At 56.9% G+C, this 13934-nt stretch carries 15 protein-coding genes, 1 tRNA gene and 1 pseudogene; 9 read left to right on the top strand and 8 right to left on the bottom strand.

Going from position 1 to position 13934, the window contains the following annotated elements; genetic code table 11:
* Complete coding sequence (locus tag B2G88_RS01315) at positions 1–195, bottom strand: hypothetical protein (protein WP_054863240.1); 195 nt, start codon at positions 193–195, stop codon at positions 1–3.
* Positions 196–324: 129 nt separating this feature from the next.
* Between B2G88_RS01315 and B2G88_RS01310 the strand changes: the two genes are divergently transcribed.
* The 3 genes from B2G88_RS01310 (at position 325) to B2G88_RS01300 (ending at position 3589) form a co-directional block, all read left to right on the top strand.
* Positions 325–1320: an ABC transporter ATP-binding protein gene (locus tag B2G88_RS01310; protein ID WP_087713761.1), complete on the top strand. Its 996-nt coding sequence runs from the start codon at positions 325–327 to the stop codon at positions 1318–1320.
* Positions 1313–2107: an ABC transporter permease subunit gene (locus tag B2G88_RS01305; protein ID WP_087713760.1), complete on the top strand. Its 795-nt coding sequence runs from the start codon at positions 1313–1315 to the stop codon at positions 2105–2107. Before B2G88_RS01310 ends, B2G88_RS01305 begins: the two co-directional genes overlap by 8 nt.
* Positions 2108–2230: 123 nt before the next feature.
* On the top strand, positions 2231–3589 hold the full coding sequence (locus B2G88_RS01300) for a PAS domain S-box protein (RefSeq protein ID WP_087713759.1): 1359 nt from the start codon (positions 2231–2233) through the stop codon (positions 3587–3589).
* A 13-nt stretch (positions 3590–3602) separates the two neighbouring features.
* Here B2G88_RS01300 and B2G88_RS01295 read toward each other — a convergent pair whose 3' ends face one another.
* On the bottom strand, positions 3603–4298 hold the full coding sequence (locus tag B2G88_RS01295) for a DUF7095 family protein (RefSeq protein WP_054863237.1): 696 nt from the start codon (positions 4296–4298) through the stop codon (positions 3603–3605).
* 144 nt (positions 4299–4442) lie between these two features.
* On the opposite strand from B2G88_RS01295, the gene B2G88_RS01290 reads away from it, so the two are divergent.
* Positions 4443–5186, top strand: a complete 744-nt coding sequence (locus B2G88_RS01290) for an alpha/beta fold hydrolase (RefSeq protein WP_054863236.1) — start codon at positions 4443–4445, stop codon at positions 5184–5186.
* A gap of 139 nt (positions 5187–5325) precedes the next feature.
* The gene (gene ncsA, locus B2G88_RS01285; RefSeq protein WP_054863256.1) at positions 5326–6285 is read left to right on the top strand and encodes a tRNA 2-thiolation protein NcsA; all 960 of its coding nucleotides are present in this window, start codon (positions 5326–5328) and stop codon (positions 6283–6285) included.
* Between the two features lie 201 nt (positions 6286–6486).
* Here ncsA and ftsZ read toward each other — a convergent pair whose 3' ends face one another.
* The 3 genes from ftsZ to B2G88_RS01270 all read right to left on the bottom strand — a co-directional run bounded on the left by ftsZ (position 6487) and on the right by B2G88_RS01270 (position 8801).
* Positions 6487–7674, bottom strand: a complete 1188-nt coding sequence (gene ftsZ / locus B2G88_RS01280) for a cell division protein FtsZ (RefSeq protein WP_087713758.1) — start codon at positions 7672–7674, stop codon at positions 6487–6489.
* 2 nt (positions 7675–7676) lie between these two features.
* Complete coding sequence (locus tag B2G88_RS01275; RefSeq protein ID WP_054863235.1) at positions 7677–7856, bottom strand: ribbon-helix-helix domain-containing protein; 180 nt, start codon at positions 7854–7856, stop codon at positions 7677–7679.
* Positions 7857–8057: 201 nt separating this feature from the next.
* Positions 8058–8801 (bottom strand): double zinc ribbon domain-containing protein, encoded by a 744-nt coding sequence (locus tag B2G88_RS01270; RefSeq protein WP_054863234.1) that lies wholly within the window; start codon positions 8799–8801, stop codon positions 8058–8060.
* Between the two features lie 129 nt (positions 8802–8930).
* On the opposite strand from B2G88_RS01270, the gene B2G88_RS01265 reads away from it, so the two are divergent.
* Positions 8931–9004, top strand: a tRNA-Tyr gene (locus tag B2G88_RS01265).
* Between the two features lie 520 nt (positions 9005–9524).
* Here the strand turns inward: B2G88_RS01265 and B2G88_RS19010 are convergent.
* Positions 9525–11057, bottom strand: coding sequence for a hypothetical protein (locus tag B2G88_RS19010; RefSeq protein ID WP_140408809.1), 1533 nt, complete (start codon positions 11055–11057; stop codon positions 9525–9527).
* A 365-nt stretch (positions 11058–11422) separates the two neighbouring features.
* Between B2G88_RS19010 and B2G88_RS20220 the strand changes: the two are divergent.
* Positions 11423–11569, top strand: a pseudogene (locus B2G88_RS20220) (DUF7692 domain-containing protein); the annotation flags it as partial.
* Between the two features lie 43 nt (positions 11570–11612).
* Here the strand turns inward: B2G88_RS20220 and B2G88_RS01255 are convergent.
* Both B2G88_RS01255 and B2G88_RS01250 read right to left on the bottom strand, forming a co-directional pair.
* Complete coding sequence (locus tag B2G88_RS01255; protein ID WP_054863233.1) at positions 11613–11819, bottom strand: hypothetical protein; 207 nt, start codon at positions 11817–11819, stop codon at positions 11613–11615.
* Positions 11820–11919: 100 nt separating this feature from the next.
* On the bottom strand, positions 11920–12120 hold the full coding sequence (locus tag B2G88_RS01250) for a hypothetical protein (protein WP_087713757.1): 201 nt from the start codon (positions 12118–12120) through the stop codon (positions 11920–11922).
* A gap of 201 nt (positions 12121–12321) precedes the next feature.
* Between B2G88_RS01250 and B2G88_RS01245 the strand changes: the two genes are divergently transcribed.
* Positions 12322–12681, top strand: coding sequence for a DUF7344 domain-containing protein (locus tag B2G88_RS01245; protein WP_054863231.1), 360 nt, complete (start codon positions 12322–12324; stop codon positions 12679–12681).
* A gap of 93 nt (positions 12682–12774) precedes the next feature.
* Positions 12775–13803: an LLM class flavin-dependent oxidoreductase gene (locus B2G88_RS01240; RefSeq protein WP_087713756.1), complete on the top strand. Its 1029-nt coding sequence runs from the start codon at positions 12775–12777 to the stop codon at positions 13801–13803.
* Positions 13804–13934 lie beyond the last annotated feature (131 nt).

Below are 13934 nucleotides of genomic sequence, written 5' to 3'. Positions count from 1 at the left end.
TTACTCGTCGGATTGGCGCCCAATCAGTGAGATACCCATGCCGAGCAGCCCAGCCGTCACGACGATGAGACCGGTCACGACGTCGAAGTAGCCGACAAGGGCGAGTACCGAACCGGACATCACGAGCGCAACGTTGAGGAGCAAGGCGGTCCGTGGTGACCGAAGCCCATCGATAATCGAAGACAGCGAAACCATACAGAAGGTCCTAACGGGACTGACAAAACGCTTTCCAGTCGCCACGAAGCGGCCGAACCGGTCATCGACGACAGCACACAGCGGGAATTGTGACGTACTTACATGTGGATTGGATGAGTACTGGTGGCTATGGCCGTGATCAGACTCGAGGGGCTAACAAAGGACTACGGGGAGGTACTGGCCAACGACGACGTCTCGTTCGAGGTCGAACGCGGCGAGATTTTCGGCTATCTGGGGCCAAACGGGGCTGGGAAGACGACCACGATTCGAACGCTGCTCGGCTTTATCTCGCCGACGTCGGGGACAGGCCAGTTACTCGGCCACGACATCACCGACGAATCAGCCTTACTCGAGGCGAAACGACGGCTTGGCTACTTGCCCGACAATCCAGCGTTCGACGAGACGGCAACCGGACAGGAAGTACTCGACCTCCATGCGTCGATCAAAGGCGACGAACGCAGCGGGGAGTTACTCGAACTATTCGATCCGCCACTCGAGCGCGAGGTCCGAGAGTATTCACACGGGAACGTCCGCAAACTCGGGCTCGTGACGACGTTCATGCACGACCCCGACCTCGTTATTCTGGACGAGCCGACGAGCGGACTCGATCCGCTGATGCAACAGCGTTTCGCCGAGTTTCTACGGGCCGAACGCGACCGCGGCATGACGGTCTTTTTTTCCTCGCACGTCTTGAGCGAGGTCCGGCGGCTCTGTGACCGGGTCGGCATCATCCGTAACGGGCGACTCGTCACCGTCGAACCCGTCGCCTCGTTGCTCGACCGCAGCGGCAAGGTCGTCAGAATCCGCGCAACAGAGTCGCTGTCGCCGTCGGCGTTCGACCTCGAGGGCGTCCACGAGCTCGAGATGAGTGAAACGACGGTCACCGACGACTCATCGGCGGACGACACTGCAGTCACGGAGTGTACGTTCACCTTCACCGGCGACGTCAACGCGCTGCTCGAGCGCCTTGGGCCGTCTCACTTGCTCGACCTCTCGATTGAAGAAGCGCCGCTCGAGGACGTGTTCATGCGGTTTTACGGCGGCGACTCGGAATCGACGGATGCGACGGACGCGACAGACAGGCCACAGGCCGCGACAGATTCCGAGGTGAGCAACGATGCTTGAACTCGCCCGCTACGACGGCAGCAACCGGCTGAAAGGGAGTATCTACCTTGCGATTGCGATGTCCGTACTGGCCGCCGTCGTCATCTGGATCTACCCCTCCTTTAGCGAGTCGTTCGACGATATCGACGAGCAGTTCATGGACGCCTATCCGGAGCAGGTGATCCAGCTGTTTGACGTCCAGACGATGGCCACGCTCGAGGGCTTTCTCGCGTTCGAACTCTACATCTTCGGCTGGGTAATCTTGCTCGGGCTCTATCTCGCCTACCTCGCCGCCGGCACGATAGCCAGCGATATCGAACACGAACGCATGGATATCCTGCTCTCGATGCCGCTCTCTCGAGCCCGCGTCGTCGCCGAGAAATTTGGGTCGCTGGCCGTGCCAATCGTCGTCGTCAACGTCCTGACGCCGGTTGTCATCTACGTCTCGGCCGTGCTGGTCGGCGAATCGCTCGATATCGTCGATCTGATTGCGATTCATGCGCTCTCGGTTCCCTACCTGTTTGCGTGTGCTGGAATTGGACTGGTCGCATCGGTGGCCGTTAGCCGAACCAGTATCGCCCAGCGGATCGCTCTCGGGGTCGTCTTCGGCCTGTTCATGCTCGAGTCGTTAGTCGATGGCACGGACTACGAAGCAGTCGGTGCAATCGCGCCGATGCGGTACTTCGATCCGAACGAGGTTCTCCTCGAGAGCACGTACGATCTCACCAGTGCAGGCGTCCTCATTGGGATGACGATCCTCTTGGTAGTCGTGAGCCAACTGTGGTTCAGGCGGCGTGACATCAGTTGAATCAAAACACTATTTTCGACCGAAACACCCAACTAACCGGGACAGCGATAATCTCACACTCCCTGTTGGTCGCCGCACGCGTCCGCACGCAGCCTCACCTCGGCGAACAGAGACTCGATACCGATGCCTGATTTCGAATTACTGCTCGACCGGAGTTCGGAACTGTTCACCATCTTCGAGACCGGTGGCACGATTCGCTATCAGAATGCGGCGATCAACCGCCACTGTGGCTACGCACAGGACGATCTCATCGACACGTCGCTCCTCGAGTCGATTCACCCGGCTGACCGGTCGAAACTCGAGGGCCTTCTCGAGTGTCCCGAACAGGCGACACTCGACAAGCCCATCGAGTACCGCGTTCGTCACGCCGATGGCTCATGGGTCTGGTTCGAAACGCGGGCTCCCCCTCGCCCAGAGCCGGACACTGGCGGCTACGTCCTCGTCTCGACGCCAATCGATGACCGACGGAACCTCGAACAACGACTCGAGCAATATACAGTGATTCTCGATTCGCTGGATGACGCCGTCTACGCAATCGATTCAGACGACACCATCGTCTACGTCAACGACGCCTACGGGTCGCTGAAACGGATCGACCGCGACGAACTCATCGGGACTGACATTTACGAGTGGGGGAAACCTACTGCCCTCGAGACGATTGATTCGGCCCGAGACGCACTCGAATCAGGTAGGCAAGATGTCGGCGTCGCCGAATTCCAGTTCTCGACGACGGACGGCGAGACCGTTCCAGTCGAACTGCGATTTAGCATCGTCACAGCGTCCCAAACTGAACTCGAGCAGGTTGGCGTCGTTCGGGATATCACAGAGCGGAAGGCCCGCGAACAGGCCCTCGAGCGGAAAAACGACCGACTCGAGGCGTTCGCCAGCATCGTCTCTCACGACCTTCGAAATCCGCTAAACATCGCAGCCGGCCACCTCGAGTTAGCTCGGGACGACACTGATGGCGGTCGCGACCACTTCGACGAGGTGGCGGCCGCACACGACCGAATGGAGTCGCTCATCGAGACGCTCCTGGCGCTTGCACGGGAAGGTGAATCGGTCACCGACCCACGTCCGGTCGAGTTGGCAGCCGTCGTCGACCGCAGTTGGCGGGGTGTCGAGACCACCGGTGCGACACTGGAACGCGACACTGATCGCGTCGTGCTGGCCGATGGCTCCCGTCTACAGCAACTCCTCGAGAATCTCATTCGGAATGCAATCGAACACGCAGGACCCGACGTTACTGTCACCGTCGAGGACTGCCCGGACGGATTCGCCATCGCGGACGACGGGCCGGGGATTCCAGAGGCAGAACGCGAACAAGTCTTCGACTTTGGCTACTCGAGCGAGCCTGATGGAACCGGCTTCGGTCTCAACATTGTTCGAGAAATCGCTATGGCACACGACTGGTCGATCTCAGTGACAGAGAGCAACGATGGCGGTGCACGCTTCGAGGTGACCGACGTGACGTTCGAGGCGTAATCACTGACGCTGCTCAGACCACGTCGCCGCGCACCGTCACACCTTCCTGTTGCTCGCGCCAGGCGTGTAGTTCCTGTGCCGCCGCCGTCGCGTCTTCCTCGTCCAATCCCAGCATCTCGAGGGCACTCGAGAGTGTTGGCAAGGCGAGTTCGCTCTCCCGGAGTTTTCGGACGGCGTCGTCGCTTCGGACACCATCCGCCCAGAGACAGACGCCGCGTGGGTCGAGCAGTTGCGTGTAGTCTTCCCGCAGTTTCGCGCCGCGCAGGCGCTGGGTGACGTTGTCCTCGAAACTGGCGTTACAGACCTCGAGATGGATCGGCTCATCGTCGTCACCGAGCAGGTGGGCCGCGAGACACTTCTCGGGCGCTGCGTGGCCGTTCGCGTTGGCTCGCAGGAACTCGGGGTGGGCGTCTGCCCAGTCGGCGCGGACTGATTTTCCGACGCCGGCGATGCCGTGTGAGTCGCGAAATCGCGCTTCGGGATCCGGCTCGTCGCTGTTGGAGGCCCCAGTATCAGTTGGCGACGGGCTATCATCGCGCAGTAACACGTCCTTGGTCAGATAGATATCGAGTCGGTCGACAGGATCGAGCCCCAGCGCGACGTCGCCGAAGGCCCATACTTCGCGGACAGGCACCGGCATCCGGTCGTTTGCAACCGTGTCGACAACGTCCTCGAGTCGATCAACTGCCTCGAGTCGATCAAACCCCATCGCTACTCACGCTCATTGGGGACTCTGCGGACTCGAGGTGCAAAACGGTTTCTCGTTTCAGCCTGATCGATTCCAGTCCGACGGGATACTGATCCGTCCTGTCAAGAGAGCAGGTTTTTGGTGATTCACATCGAATGGACCTGTATGAGACACCGCATCTTCAACGAGGACGGTGACGAGGAACTCGTCTTCGTCATGGGCTGGGGTAACCGCTGGACCCACGACAACGTCAGCTGGCTCATCGACCAGTTGACCGACGCGGGCTATCGCGTCCACGCGTTCGAACTCCCCACCAACATCGAGGACTTCAAAACGGACTGGCTCGAGCCCATCGCGGAGTACGTCCTCGAGTTCGACGAGGAGTACCAGCTGCTTGCCCACAGCGCGGGCGCGTTAGTCGCCCAAGCCTTAGACGGTGCGGACAACCACGTCTACCTGAGTCCCTGGTGGGGCTTTGCCGAGACGTATCCAGACCTCCTGCTCGAGGGCGTCTCGAGGGTTCCAACGACGTTCCCGTGTATCCCCGTTCGCGGGATGGACCGCGACGCGCTCGGCCAGCAGGCGACGGATCACCAACTCGCGACGATGCCACGATGGATTTCGCCCGCGTTCGTCCGTGAGATTCGCCATGCCCAGGAGGAACTGCTCGCAATCGACCACGACGCCGTCGTCTTCTGTTCGCTTCGCGACCCCGTCGTCAGCCTTCGACCCATCGGCGAGCGCGTCCCCGCCGAACACATCGTCGTCTACTCCGGCGGCCACGAACTGTTCTCTTCGACCGCGCGCGACCACTACCTCGAGACCGTGCTTGCAACGCTCGAGGAGGGTGCTGAGGCGGTCGAAAAAGACGCAGAATCCGACGAGCCAGAAGAGACGGTGCCGGCCTGAGTGGCCCGGCTGTCGGAACGAGATGCACGAACCGGTCAGCCGATGACGCCTCGAATCGCTCATCCAACGACGCCTCGAGCCCACGCCTCGAGACGAAAAGACGAAACGGACATACGCGTTCGCTGGTTACGTGAGCGCGATGGATTGCAATCGGTGTGACGAGGACGCGGTGATGCACGCCGCCTACTCCGGAGCACACCTCTGTGAGGATCATTTCCGCGAGTCGGTCGAAAAGCGCGTCCGACGCCGTGTCAGACGAGACGACCTCGTCCCACAGGACGCGACGCCAGAGGACCCACAGACCTGGGTAATCGGCCTCTCCGGTGGGAAAGACAGCGTCGTCCTCACCCAGATTTTGTATGATACGTTCGCCGAGGACCCCCGCATCGAACTCGTCGGCCTCACGATCCACGAAGGGATCGAGGGCTACCGCGACAAATCAGTCGACGCCTGCGTCGAACTCACTGACGACCTCGAGATACACCACGAACTCGTCAGCTACGAGGACGAATTCGGCGTCCAGATGGACGACGTCGTCGAGGACGACCCCGAAAATATGGCCGCCTGCGCCTACTGCGGCGTCTTCCGCCGGGACGTCTTAGAGCGCTATGCCGACGAACTCGAGGCAGACCTCCTCCTGACGGGCCACAACTTAGACGACGAAGCCCAGACGGCGCTGATGAACTTCCTCGAGGGCGATGTCGACCAAATCGCCAAGCACTTCGACGCCAGTTTGGGGCCGCTTTCTGAGCGCGAAGACCAAGACGAGTTCGTCCCGCGAGCAAAGCCACTCCGAGATGTGCCCGAAAAGGAAGTCGCACTCTATGCCCACCTGAACAACCTCCCCGCACACATCACGGAGTGTCCCCACGCCAGCGAAGCCTATCGCGGCGAGATTCAGCAACTCCTGTACGGCCTCGAGGAAAATCACCCCGGCACCCGTCACTCGATCCTGTCTGGGTACGAAGAACTGGCCGGGATGGTTGCCACCGAATTCAGCGAGGACGGCGGCGCTGACTTACAGGCGTGTGTCGAATGTGGGTCGACGACGACGCGGGAACGCTGTCGGAAGTGCTCGCTGCTCGAGGCACTCGTCTGAAGCAGTCCCGTCTCTGGACAATAGCTTCGTATACGCCCGTAAACACCACTCTCGAGAACTAGCTGACTGAAGAGATCTGGAAAACGAACCGGTACTGAGCGTCGGTTCATACTGCCGGACAAAACGAGTGACAGATTTTCGACCCCCTGTCGGTCGAAAACCTCCACTGACTGTTGTCCGGTAGTATCAGCCGGCTTTTGCTTACCGGATTACGTCGACGCCGTTCTGTTTGTCGACTTCGTTGCGGCCGCCATCACTTTTCGCACCGTAGCCGGTGTTGCTGGTTTCGATGTTGTTGCTTGCGTCGAAGTCTGTATCCTTGACACCTTCGATGCTCGCGCGGGATTTGTCGGCCTGTTTTTGCGTCGTTGGGCCGAGTACCTGTGCGCTCTGGACGCCGGTCATGATCGCCATGACGCGGACTTTGCCCTTGTAGTTCTCCTGGATTCGGGCGCCCCAGATGACGTTCGCGGAGGCCTCGAGGCGCTCCGTGATGTTGTCTGCGATGCCTTCTGCCTCTTTGAGGGTGAGGTCAGGACCGCCCGTAATGTGGACGAGACCACCGGATGCACCACGGTAGTCGACATCCAACAGCGGGTGGTTCATCGCGTCTTTGACCACTTCGTCGGTCTTGTTCTTATCCTGCGTCTCGCCGACGAGCATCACCGCGACGCCGCCCTGATTCATAATCGTGGACATGTCCGCGTAGTCCAGGTTGATCAGGCTTGGCTGGGTGATCGTCTCCGAGATTCCCTTGACGGTTTCGGCGATGATCTGGTCCATCACCGAGAACGCCTTGCCAATCGGGAGGTTCGGGACGTAATCGAGCAGTCGGTTATTGTCGAGGACGATGATCGAGTCGGCCTGCTCACGCAACTTCTCGAGGCCTTCCTCGGCCTTGACGGTCCGTGCGCGCTCAACGTTAAACGGCGTCGAGACCATGCCGACGACGATTGCGCCCTGTTCTTTGGCGATTTCGGAGACAACGGGGGCGGCACCCGTGCCGGTTCCGCCACCCATGCCTGCCGTCACGAACACGAGGTCCGCATCGCCAAGGACTTCCTTGATCGTTCCCTGTGCCATCTCGGTTGCGCGTTCGCCCATCGATGGGTCGCCACCGGCACCGAGTCCGCTGGTCAGGGATTTGCCGACGAGAATCTTCGTGTCGGCTTCGATCATCTTCAGATGCTGTTTGTCCGTGTTGATTGCAATGGTGTCAGCGCCCTCGACACCAATGTTATACAATCGATTGACGGTATTGTTGCCCGCGCCGCCACAGCCGACGATGACGATCCGTGGATCGCCGAACTCATCGTCGTCCATGTCGACATCCATATCTCGGGCTTCCTGTTCAGCGTTTTCGAGGGCGTCTTGTACGATATCCTGCATCGTTACACCTTTGCCCAGTTTCGCTGACGGGAGTGGTCGGTCTGTCCGTCGTACTCCTCGTTAATCATTTCACGGACGGCCGACCGGATTGCCTCGCTCCGGTTCGGGAACTCGCCCGAATCGACCAGTTGCTCTACCTCCTCGATCTGCTGTTTCGGAATTCGCAGTGTCACACGCTCCATGGTTGTATTCCCCGTTGGGTAAGACGGTGGCGCGCCCCTGTCAGACGCGACGTGTCTTACACCGGAACCGCCCGACATCGGGCGGTTTCAGGCCATTCGTGGCAGGTGTAAGACGACCGTCTTACGCGAGTAAACGGAATACGGCCCTGAATAATAAAGCTTTCGTCGGACACGACTTTCAGTGTCTTACAACACTCACGATTACCGACTATTCGACTCGAGGACGTCCGCTGAGGCTGTCCGACGCCCACAGCTCGGACAGAACGCCCAGTCTGAACGATATTCATCCCCACACTCACAGAACAGCCGATGTGCGGCTTTTTCGCCGCAGTTCGGACAGTACACGTGGTCTTCGTCGACGGTTTCGCCACACTGTGCACACGACGTCGAGTGTGTGGTATCGCCGGTGTGGTCGTGTTCGTGGTCTCGAGGTGGCGGGGTCTGCTGTCGGTCACCGTCCACACGATGTCCGACAGCTGGGTGCTCGTCGGATGGACCGTGCGTGTCAGACACATCGCCTCGAGTCCGTGCGTGTGAGTCGCGTTGCTGGTGCGTGTTCAGCTCACGGTCCGCAAGCGAGATTGTCACGTTGATATCTTGGGACTCATTCTCGTGTGGGTGTGCACGCGAGTCCGTGTTCATCGGGTCCGTCGGATCGAGCCCAAGTGCTGTCAGTCGCTCCGAAACTAGCTCGTCGACGCGCTCGCGAACGATGTCGTCGATTGCGGTGTCCTCGGTGACTGCCTTGTGATCACGTGTGCGCGCTTGCTCACCCTTGGCCCCGGCGGCGTCACTCTGCGCGGCGCTGGACCTGGTGGCCTCGCTCGAGTGTGGCCCGTCGAGATACGCTCGAAGCGCCTCTCGCATCGCCTCGCTTTTCGAGAGGTCGAGCGCCTCGAGGTCCTCGACGAGGGCATCGTCGGCGCGAAACGTGATCTTACTCATGCGGTGATATACGCTCACATTGTATGGCCTCCCATATCAATCATTCTGCTAGTCAGGTGCCTCGAGGGGTTTCGTTTCGGCTTGAATAATAACCCTTATATTGGCAACGGCGTCTACATCAAAGTGCGACCGCCCTTAGCTCAGACTGGTAGAGCAGTCGACTGTAGATCGACTTGCCCCCCGTTCAAATCGGGGAGGGCGGACTTTTGTGTCGACCAACATCGCGAGCGAAGCGAGCAACTGGTCGGCGCAAAAGGCTATCTCGAGCCGATTTGAACATGGAAGTCGCAGCCGCCGCGCGAAGCAAGGCGGACCGTCTTCCAACTGTTCAAATCGGGGTAGACGGACTTTCTCGGACAATCCAATCGAGTCGATTTGAGCTTAGAATCGCTCGTCGACTGGTTGCACCGTCTCTCTGCGTGGCTGCACTGTTCTAATACCCGTCTTTACCAAGATTGCTTGCGTAAGAGCACTGTGTAGTCAATTCTGGTTGTGGTTCTGCGCTCGAGGGCGGGGTCGTCGCGCCGATCTCGCCGCACCGCATGCAGGGTTTCGTGCTTTGCGCGAAACCCCCTATGGGTGTCCCCAAGGGGACAAAGCCGAAAAAATACACCGCCCCCGCCCCACCTCCGCACAGAATTCTCGAGTTGAAGCACATGAAACAGGGGTATTAATGTCGCGACTACTGAGACATCACCAAATCATGGGAAGTGACGAGTCAAACTAGCTCCACATAACTCGTATATTATTATCAATAACTTCACTCGGGTCAGACATTTCCCTTGGGGAGTAGCTGGGGTCAAGATCCGGGGCAAACCATTCTGCCTTTCCTATATAATGATCCATATGGTCAATACAGATCATTTCTGGAGGTTTTCGAGCTTCACTAAAAAGATGGATCCAAACAACATCTGCTTTTTTTCCTTTCCAGTGATCTTCAGTACTTTCATTTCGGTATACGTCTTTCTTGCTAATATTCTCAATAATATCGGGAATTAGCTCTTTCATCTGATCTTTTGATAGCCCTTCCTGAATGACGACCTTCGAAGAATAACGTTTTGCCATTGCATGGCTCTTGTCTGATACTGTATAGAGTGAGTATTGTTCGTCTTCTTCAGGTTCCTTTTCAGTAAGATCAAAATTATGGTCTTTAAGACCCAGGGGATAGAGCGTGGGATCAAGTAAATAATTTGAAGCGGATTTGAGTATCTCTTTTGAGTCTGATTGTACTGTGTCTAAATCACTCAAGTTTGTTCCTGTCCACCGAATTTTTAATAACATTTGGTTAGTGGAATAGTCCTTCCAAGGATCCATACGACGGCGAAAAACTCTAACTTGAATTCCAGTTAGATCTCGATACGCACTTCGGACAAGAATCCCAGTAATTTGAGCCAGATAACTTGATTGGTCTAACAAATCTCTATCTGACTCCCAATCATCTGGTAGGTAGACAAAGACACTGGCTTCGCCATTTTTATCGACGCTTGGTGGGGCGTAAAGATATGGTTCAGAAAGATCACCTGATAGTTCTTCATTTTCCGCGTGTGATTCTATGATATCGAGATCTGGACTAATTGACAACCCACTCTCATCAAGTTCGCTTTTGAGTCTGTTCTCTGCAAGGTTAATTCGATCTTGGTCCCATGTTTCATTCGCTGATGATTTTCCCTGTCTACTTCTTTTCTTGTTCTCTTTTGCGGATTTGTCTCTCTCTATTTTATGCATTTGAAACGGCGTGAGCAAAAATATGATTAAATTCCAATATCCAAATGTGAGAGAGCCAAATATTATCCAACCGAATACCTCTTCGTCAACAGTAAGTCCATTTATAGTCGGAATTCCAACAGACCAGTTTTGTAGAGCCAATAGTGGAACGATGAATACTATGGAAAACCATGCCCAATTCAGCCATTTATTCCATATGTTCGAAATATCTTGTGAAAGATTAGAGAAACGGTCTAATTGACTATTGAGTGACTTGGTCGTTAAGAATACTCCGCTCACGATGATGACTAGACCAACTGTACTCAGCCAGTTATAAAAGAACGGAAGTTGCATAAGTGCAAGCAACAGAGATGATGAGAAATACGCGATAATTATCTTTGAATAATTCAGTGTTAAACTCTCCATTTCTGATTGGAAATAATCAAACGTTCGCCACCCTGCTTCTAAGTAATAGAAAGTACCCAAGAAAACAAGACCAATCATCGTTGCAGAAATTGTTGCGAACAAACGCCAAAACTCTGGATCAACCACGGTTACGTAGAACTAGTAGACAACCAACTAATCTCTATTGGTGCTTCACTGCTGATTTAGAGTCAAGACTCGCACCTTGATTTGTGGACATATAAGTATATTTTCATGTGGCTAACAACGTCTCCTCTCTCATTAGTTTACTGCTGCTACTTTCCCTCCCCTTGAACTTGGACGTTAGTAAACCACGTTTCCCGAATATGCACACGAGACGACGAACCCTGTGTGAATAGTGGTCGGTGATTGGGCTGGCGATCCACCGAACCGTTCTGGCAGTCTGATAGAAACACCCCCGTTTTGGGCTGAATGGGCTGGTTCAGTGAGTCGAAAAAACTAGGATTTGGGGGGTCGTGTGTACGAGCATTTGAATCCGAACCGACGGCGACTACGCCTACCGAGATAGCGCACTCGAGCGAGCAGCGGATTTCGACGACTGTAACAAGACGAAAGCCGCGTCCGCCTGCGAGGACGTCCTCCTGACCGTCGCCGCCTGTCAGGTCCTCGAGCGCGAGGACAATGGTCCTCCCGAGCGATCAACCTGACCTGTGTTCGACCCAGTCACGAGTCGTATGCAAGTTCCTCGACGGCGAGTGTCAGGTAGAACAGAATATACGCGATAGCGAGTATGGCTCCGAGAAAACCCAGTGCGATGAGAGGGAACACACCGCCCATAAGAACACTCGAGAGACAGCCGAGCAGAAGAAAGAACGCAACGATAATACCAGCAGCCTGTGGCTGCATTCGCGTCGGCTGTGTGACAGACATACGGTTGGTGACAAACCCCACTCAATTGAACGTTCCGAAAAGATAACACAGATGGGTGACTGCCTCGCGGTCACCGAGGAAAGTCTCATCTGGAAGAGCGCTACTTATCGTCCTCAAGGCCCTCATCGAACTCGAGGAGGGTCGAATCGGTCAGTTCGTCGAAAGACGTACTGCCACATGAACAGCCGTTCCGAGAGCCGATTGGGACGAAGGACCCATCGTCGAGTTGTCGTGCAGCGTAGGCAGAGCCACAAGCGGTACACTGTACCATGGTTCGACCGTTTGTGTCTCCCCGTGCCATTGATTAATCGATTGTCGGTCGAAACTATAACCGTATTGTTGTTATAGCAAGAACAACAGGCCAGTGCAGCACGCAGCGACCGCGTGCAACTGCACGAGAACTGAAACGAACGGGTCGTTGGGTCGACTCGAGGTGGGAACAACCAACGTGAGTAGCCGGTGTAGTTTTTGGGTGGGCTCGCGATAGGCTAGCTGGTGGCGTATGAATCGGACGGAGACAGTGCACATCCTCGCCAGTGCGGACCGCCAGATTATCCTCGATGAGTTGCTTGTCCGTGAGGATCCGATTCCAATCGAGGCGCTCTCGAGAATTGTCGCAAGCCGTCGGCACAAACTGCCGCCAGCAAACGTAACGGAGACGAGGGTCGAGCAGGCACAGAGCCGACTGGTTCACAAACACCTGCCGGAACTCGCCGATTCCGCTACTATCGATATCGACTGGTCGTCAGAGACAGTGACACTTTGTGAGGGTGACAGTCTCCAGCAACTGCTCGAGACGGCGGCGGAGTTAGATACCTGGCCGCCGACTGACTTACAGGGACCTACGCACCGCCAGCGGTAGGCCACCTGAGTAGATTTTTCGAGCGCCGTCACGGATGGCGGTTAGATTCGCCGAGACGAATGGACTTAGTGGGGCCTCAACGTAGCTACGAGCATGGTTCGATTCGGCTGGTTTGCCTCTCTTGAAGAGTTCACGCCAGATGAATGCTTGCAACAGGTCGAACTCGCAGACGAATACGGGTTCGACACGGCATGGGTTAATGATCACTTCCACCCCTGGTTCGACCACAAACAGGATGGCTCGTCGGCCAACGGTGGCAACTGTTGGGCGTGGCTACCGGCCGCGCTCGACCGCACCGACAACCTCGCTATCGGGACGGGAGTCACGGGGATTATCCACCGGTACCACCCTGGCAACGTCGCCCACCAACTGGCGACGCTCGAGGAGATGTACCCTGATCGGGTCTTCCTTGGCGTTGGCTCAGGAGAAGCGCTAAACGAAAGTCCGCTGGGGCTGCCGATGCCTGGCTTTGGTGAGTCCGCAAAGCGAACCGCCGAAGCGATTCGGATGATTCGTGCGCTGTTCGAGAACGACTTCGTCAGCTACGACGGCAACTTCTGGTCGCTCGACGAGGCCAACCTCTATACGGGTCCTGACGAGGCACCGCCGATCTACATCGCCAGTAACGGCTCGACGCTTGCGCGGATGGCCGGCGACCTCGGCGACGGCTACGTGACGGTCTTCGAGCACCCAGACCGCGTCCAGAACGAGTTGTTCCCGGCCGTCGAAGCCGGCGTCGAGAAATCCGACCGTAATGAGTCGATCAACGACCTCGACCGCTCGATTCACCTGCACGTCTCCTACGACCCCGACAGCGAGGAGGCAGCCCTCGAGCCGTGTCTCCCGTGGCGAGGGACGATGCTTGACATTTTCTTCGAGGCAGACATCGCCGATCCACGGACGGTCCAGCGCCACGGCGACAAGGTCGACCCGAACGTCCTTCGCGAGGAGATGACGATCACGACCGACCCACAGGATATCGTCGACGTGACCCAGAAATACGTCGATGCCGGCTTCAATCACATCGTCTATCAGAGCCACAGCCCCGACCAGGAAGCGTTCTGTCAGGTGCTCGAGGAGGAGGTCTTCCCGCGCTTTGAGGACGGCGACGCCGAACTGTAGCCGACTCGTCCAACCCTGTTTTGTGCACGGAAATCGAAGCGTGTTACTGGATTTAAATCGGTTCTGATAGGATTCTTCGCACCGCTCTCGAGTCGAAAACGTCCCTGGAAAGAAGGTAGCCGTTGGGCAAC

It is taken from the genome of Natronolimnobius baerhuensis (assembly GCF_002177135.1).
Classification (GTDB): domain Archaea; phylum Halobacteriota; class Halobacteria; order Halobacteriales; family Natrialbaceae; genus Natronolimnobius; species Natronolimnobius baerhuensis.
Note: the sequence above shows the minus strand (reverse complement) of the source record. Positions and strands in the feature narration are given on the sequence as shown.

Coding starts and splice junctions, on each gene's coding strand:
- B2G88_RS01315 (WP_054863240.1), bottom strand. CDS start 195: ATGGTTTCGCTGTCTTCGATTATCGATGGGCTTCGGTCACCACGGACC.
- B2G88_RS01310 (WP_087713761.1), top strand. CDS start 325: ATGGCCGTGATCAGACTCGAGGGGCTAACAAAGGACTACGGGGAGGTA.
- B2G88_RS01305 (WP_087713760.1), top strand. CDS start 1,313: ATGCTTGAACTCGCCCGCTACGACGGCAGCAACCGGCTGAAAGGGAGT.
- B2G88_RS01300 (WP_087713759.1), top strand. CDS start 2,231: ATGCCTGATTTCGAATTACTGCTCGACCGGAGTTCGGAACTGTTCACC.
- B2G88_RS01295 (WP_054863237.1), bottom strand. CDS start 4,298: ATGGGGTTTGATCGACTCGAGGCAGTTGATCGACTCGAGGACGTTGTC.
- B2G88_RS01290 (WP_054863236.1), top strand. CDS start 4,443: ATGAGACACCGCATCTTCAACGAGGACGGTGACGAGGAACTCGTCTTC.
- ncsA (WP_054863256.1), top strand. CDS start 5,326: ATGGATTGCAATCGGTGTGACGAGGACGCGGTGATGCACGCCGCCTAC.
- ftsZ (WP_087713758.1), bottom strand. CDS start 7,674: ATGCAGGATATCGTACAAGACGCCCTCGAAAACGCTGAACAGGAAGCC.
- B2G88_RS01275 (WP_054863235.1), bottom strand. CDS start 7,856: ATGGAGCGTGTGACACTGCGAATTCCGAAACAGCAGATCGAGGAGGTA.
- B2G88_RS01270 (WP_054863234.1), bottom strand. CDS start 8,801: ATGAGTAAGATCACGTTTCGCGCCGACGATGCCCTCGTCGAGGACCTC.
- B2G88_RS01255 (WP_054863233.1), bottom strand. CDS start 11,819: ATGTCTGTCACACAGCCGACGCGAATGCAGCCACAGGCTGCTGGTATT.
- B2G88_RS01250 (WP_087713757.1), bottom strand. CDS start 12,120: ATGGCACGGGGAGACACAAACGGTCGAACCATGGTACAGTGTACCGCT.
- B2G88_RS01245 (WP_054863231.1), top strand. CDS start 12,322: ATGAATCGGACGGAGACAGTGCACATCCTCGCCAGTGCGGACCGCCAG.
- B2G88_RS01240 (WP_087713756.1), top strand. CDS start 12,775: ATGGTTCGATTCGGCTGGTTTGCCTCTCTTGAAGAGTTCACGCCAGAT.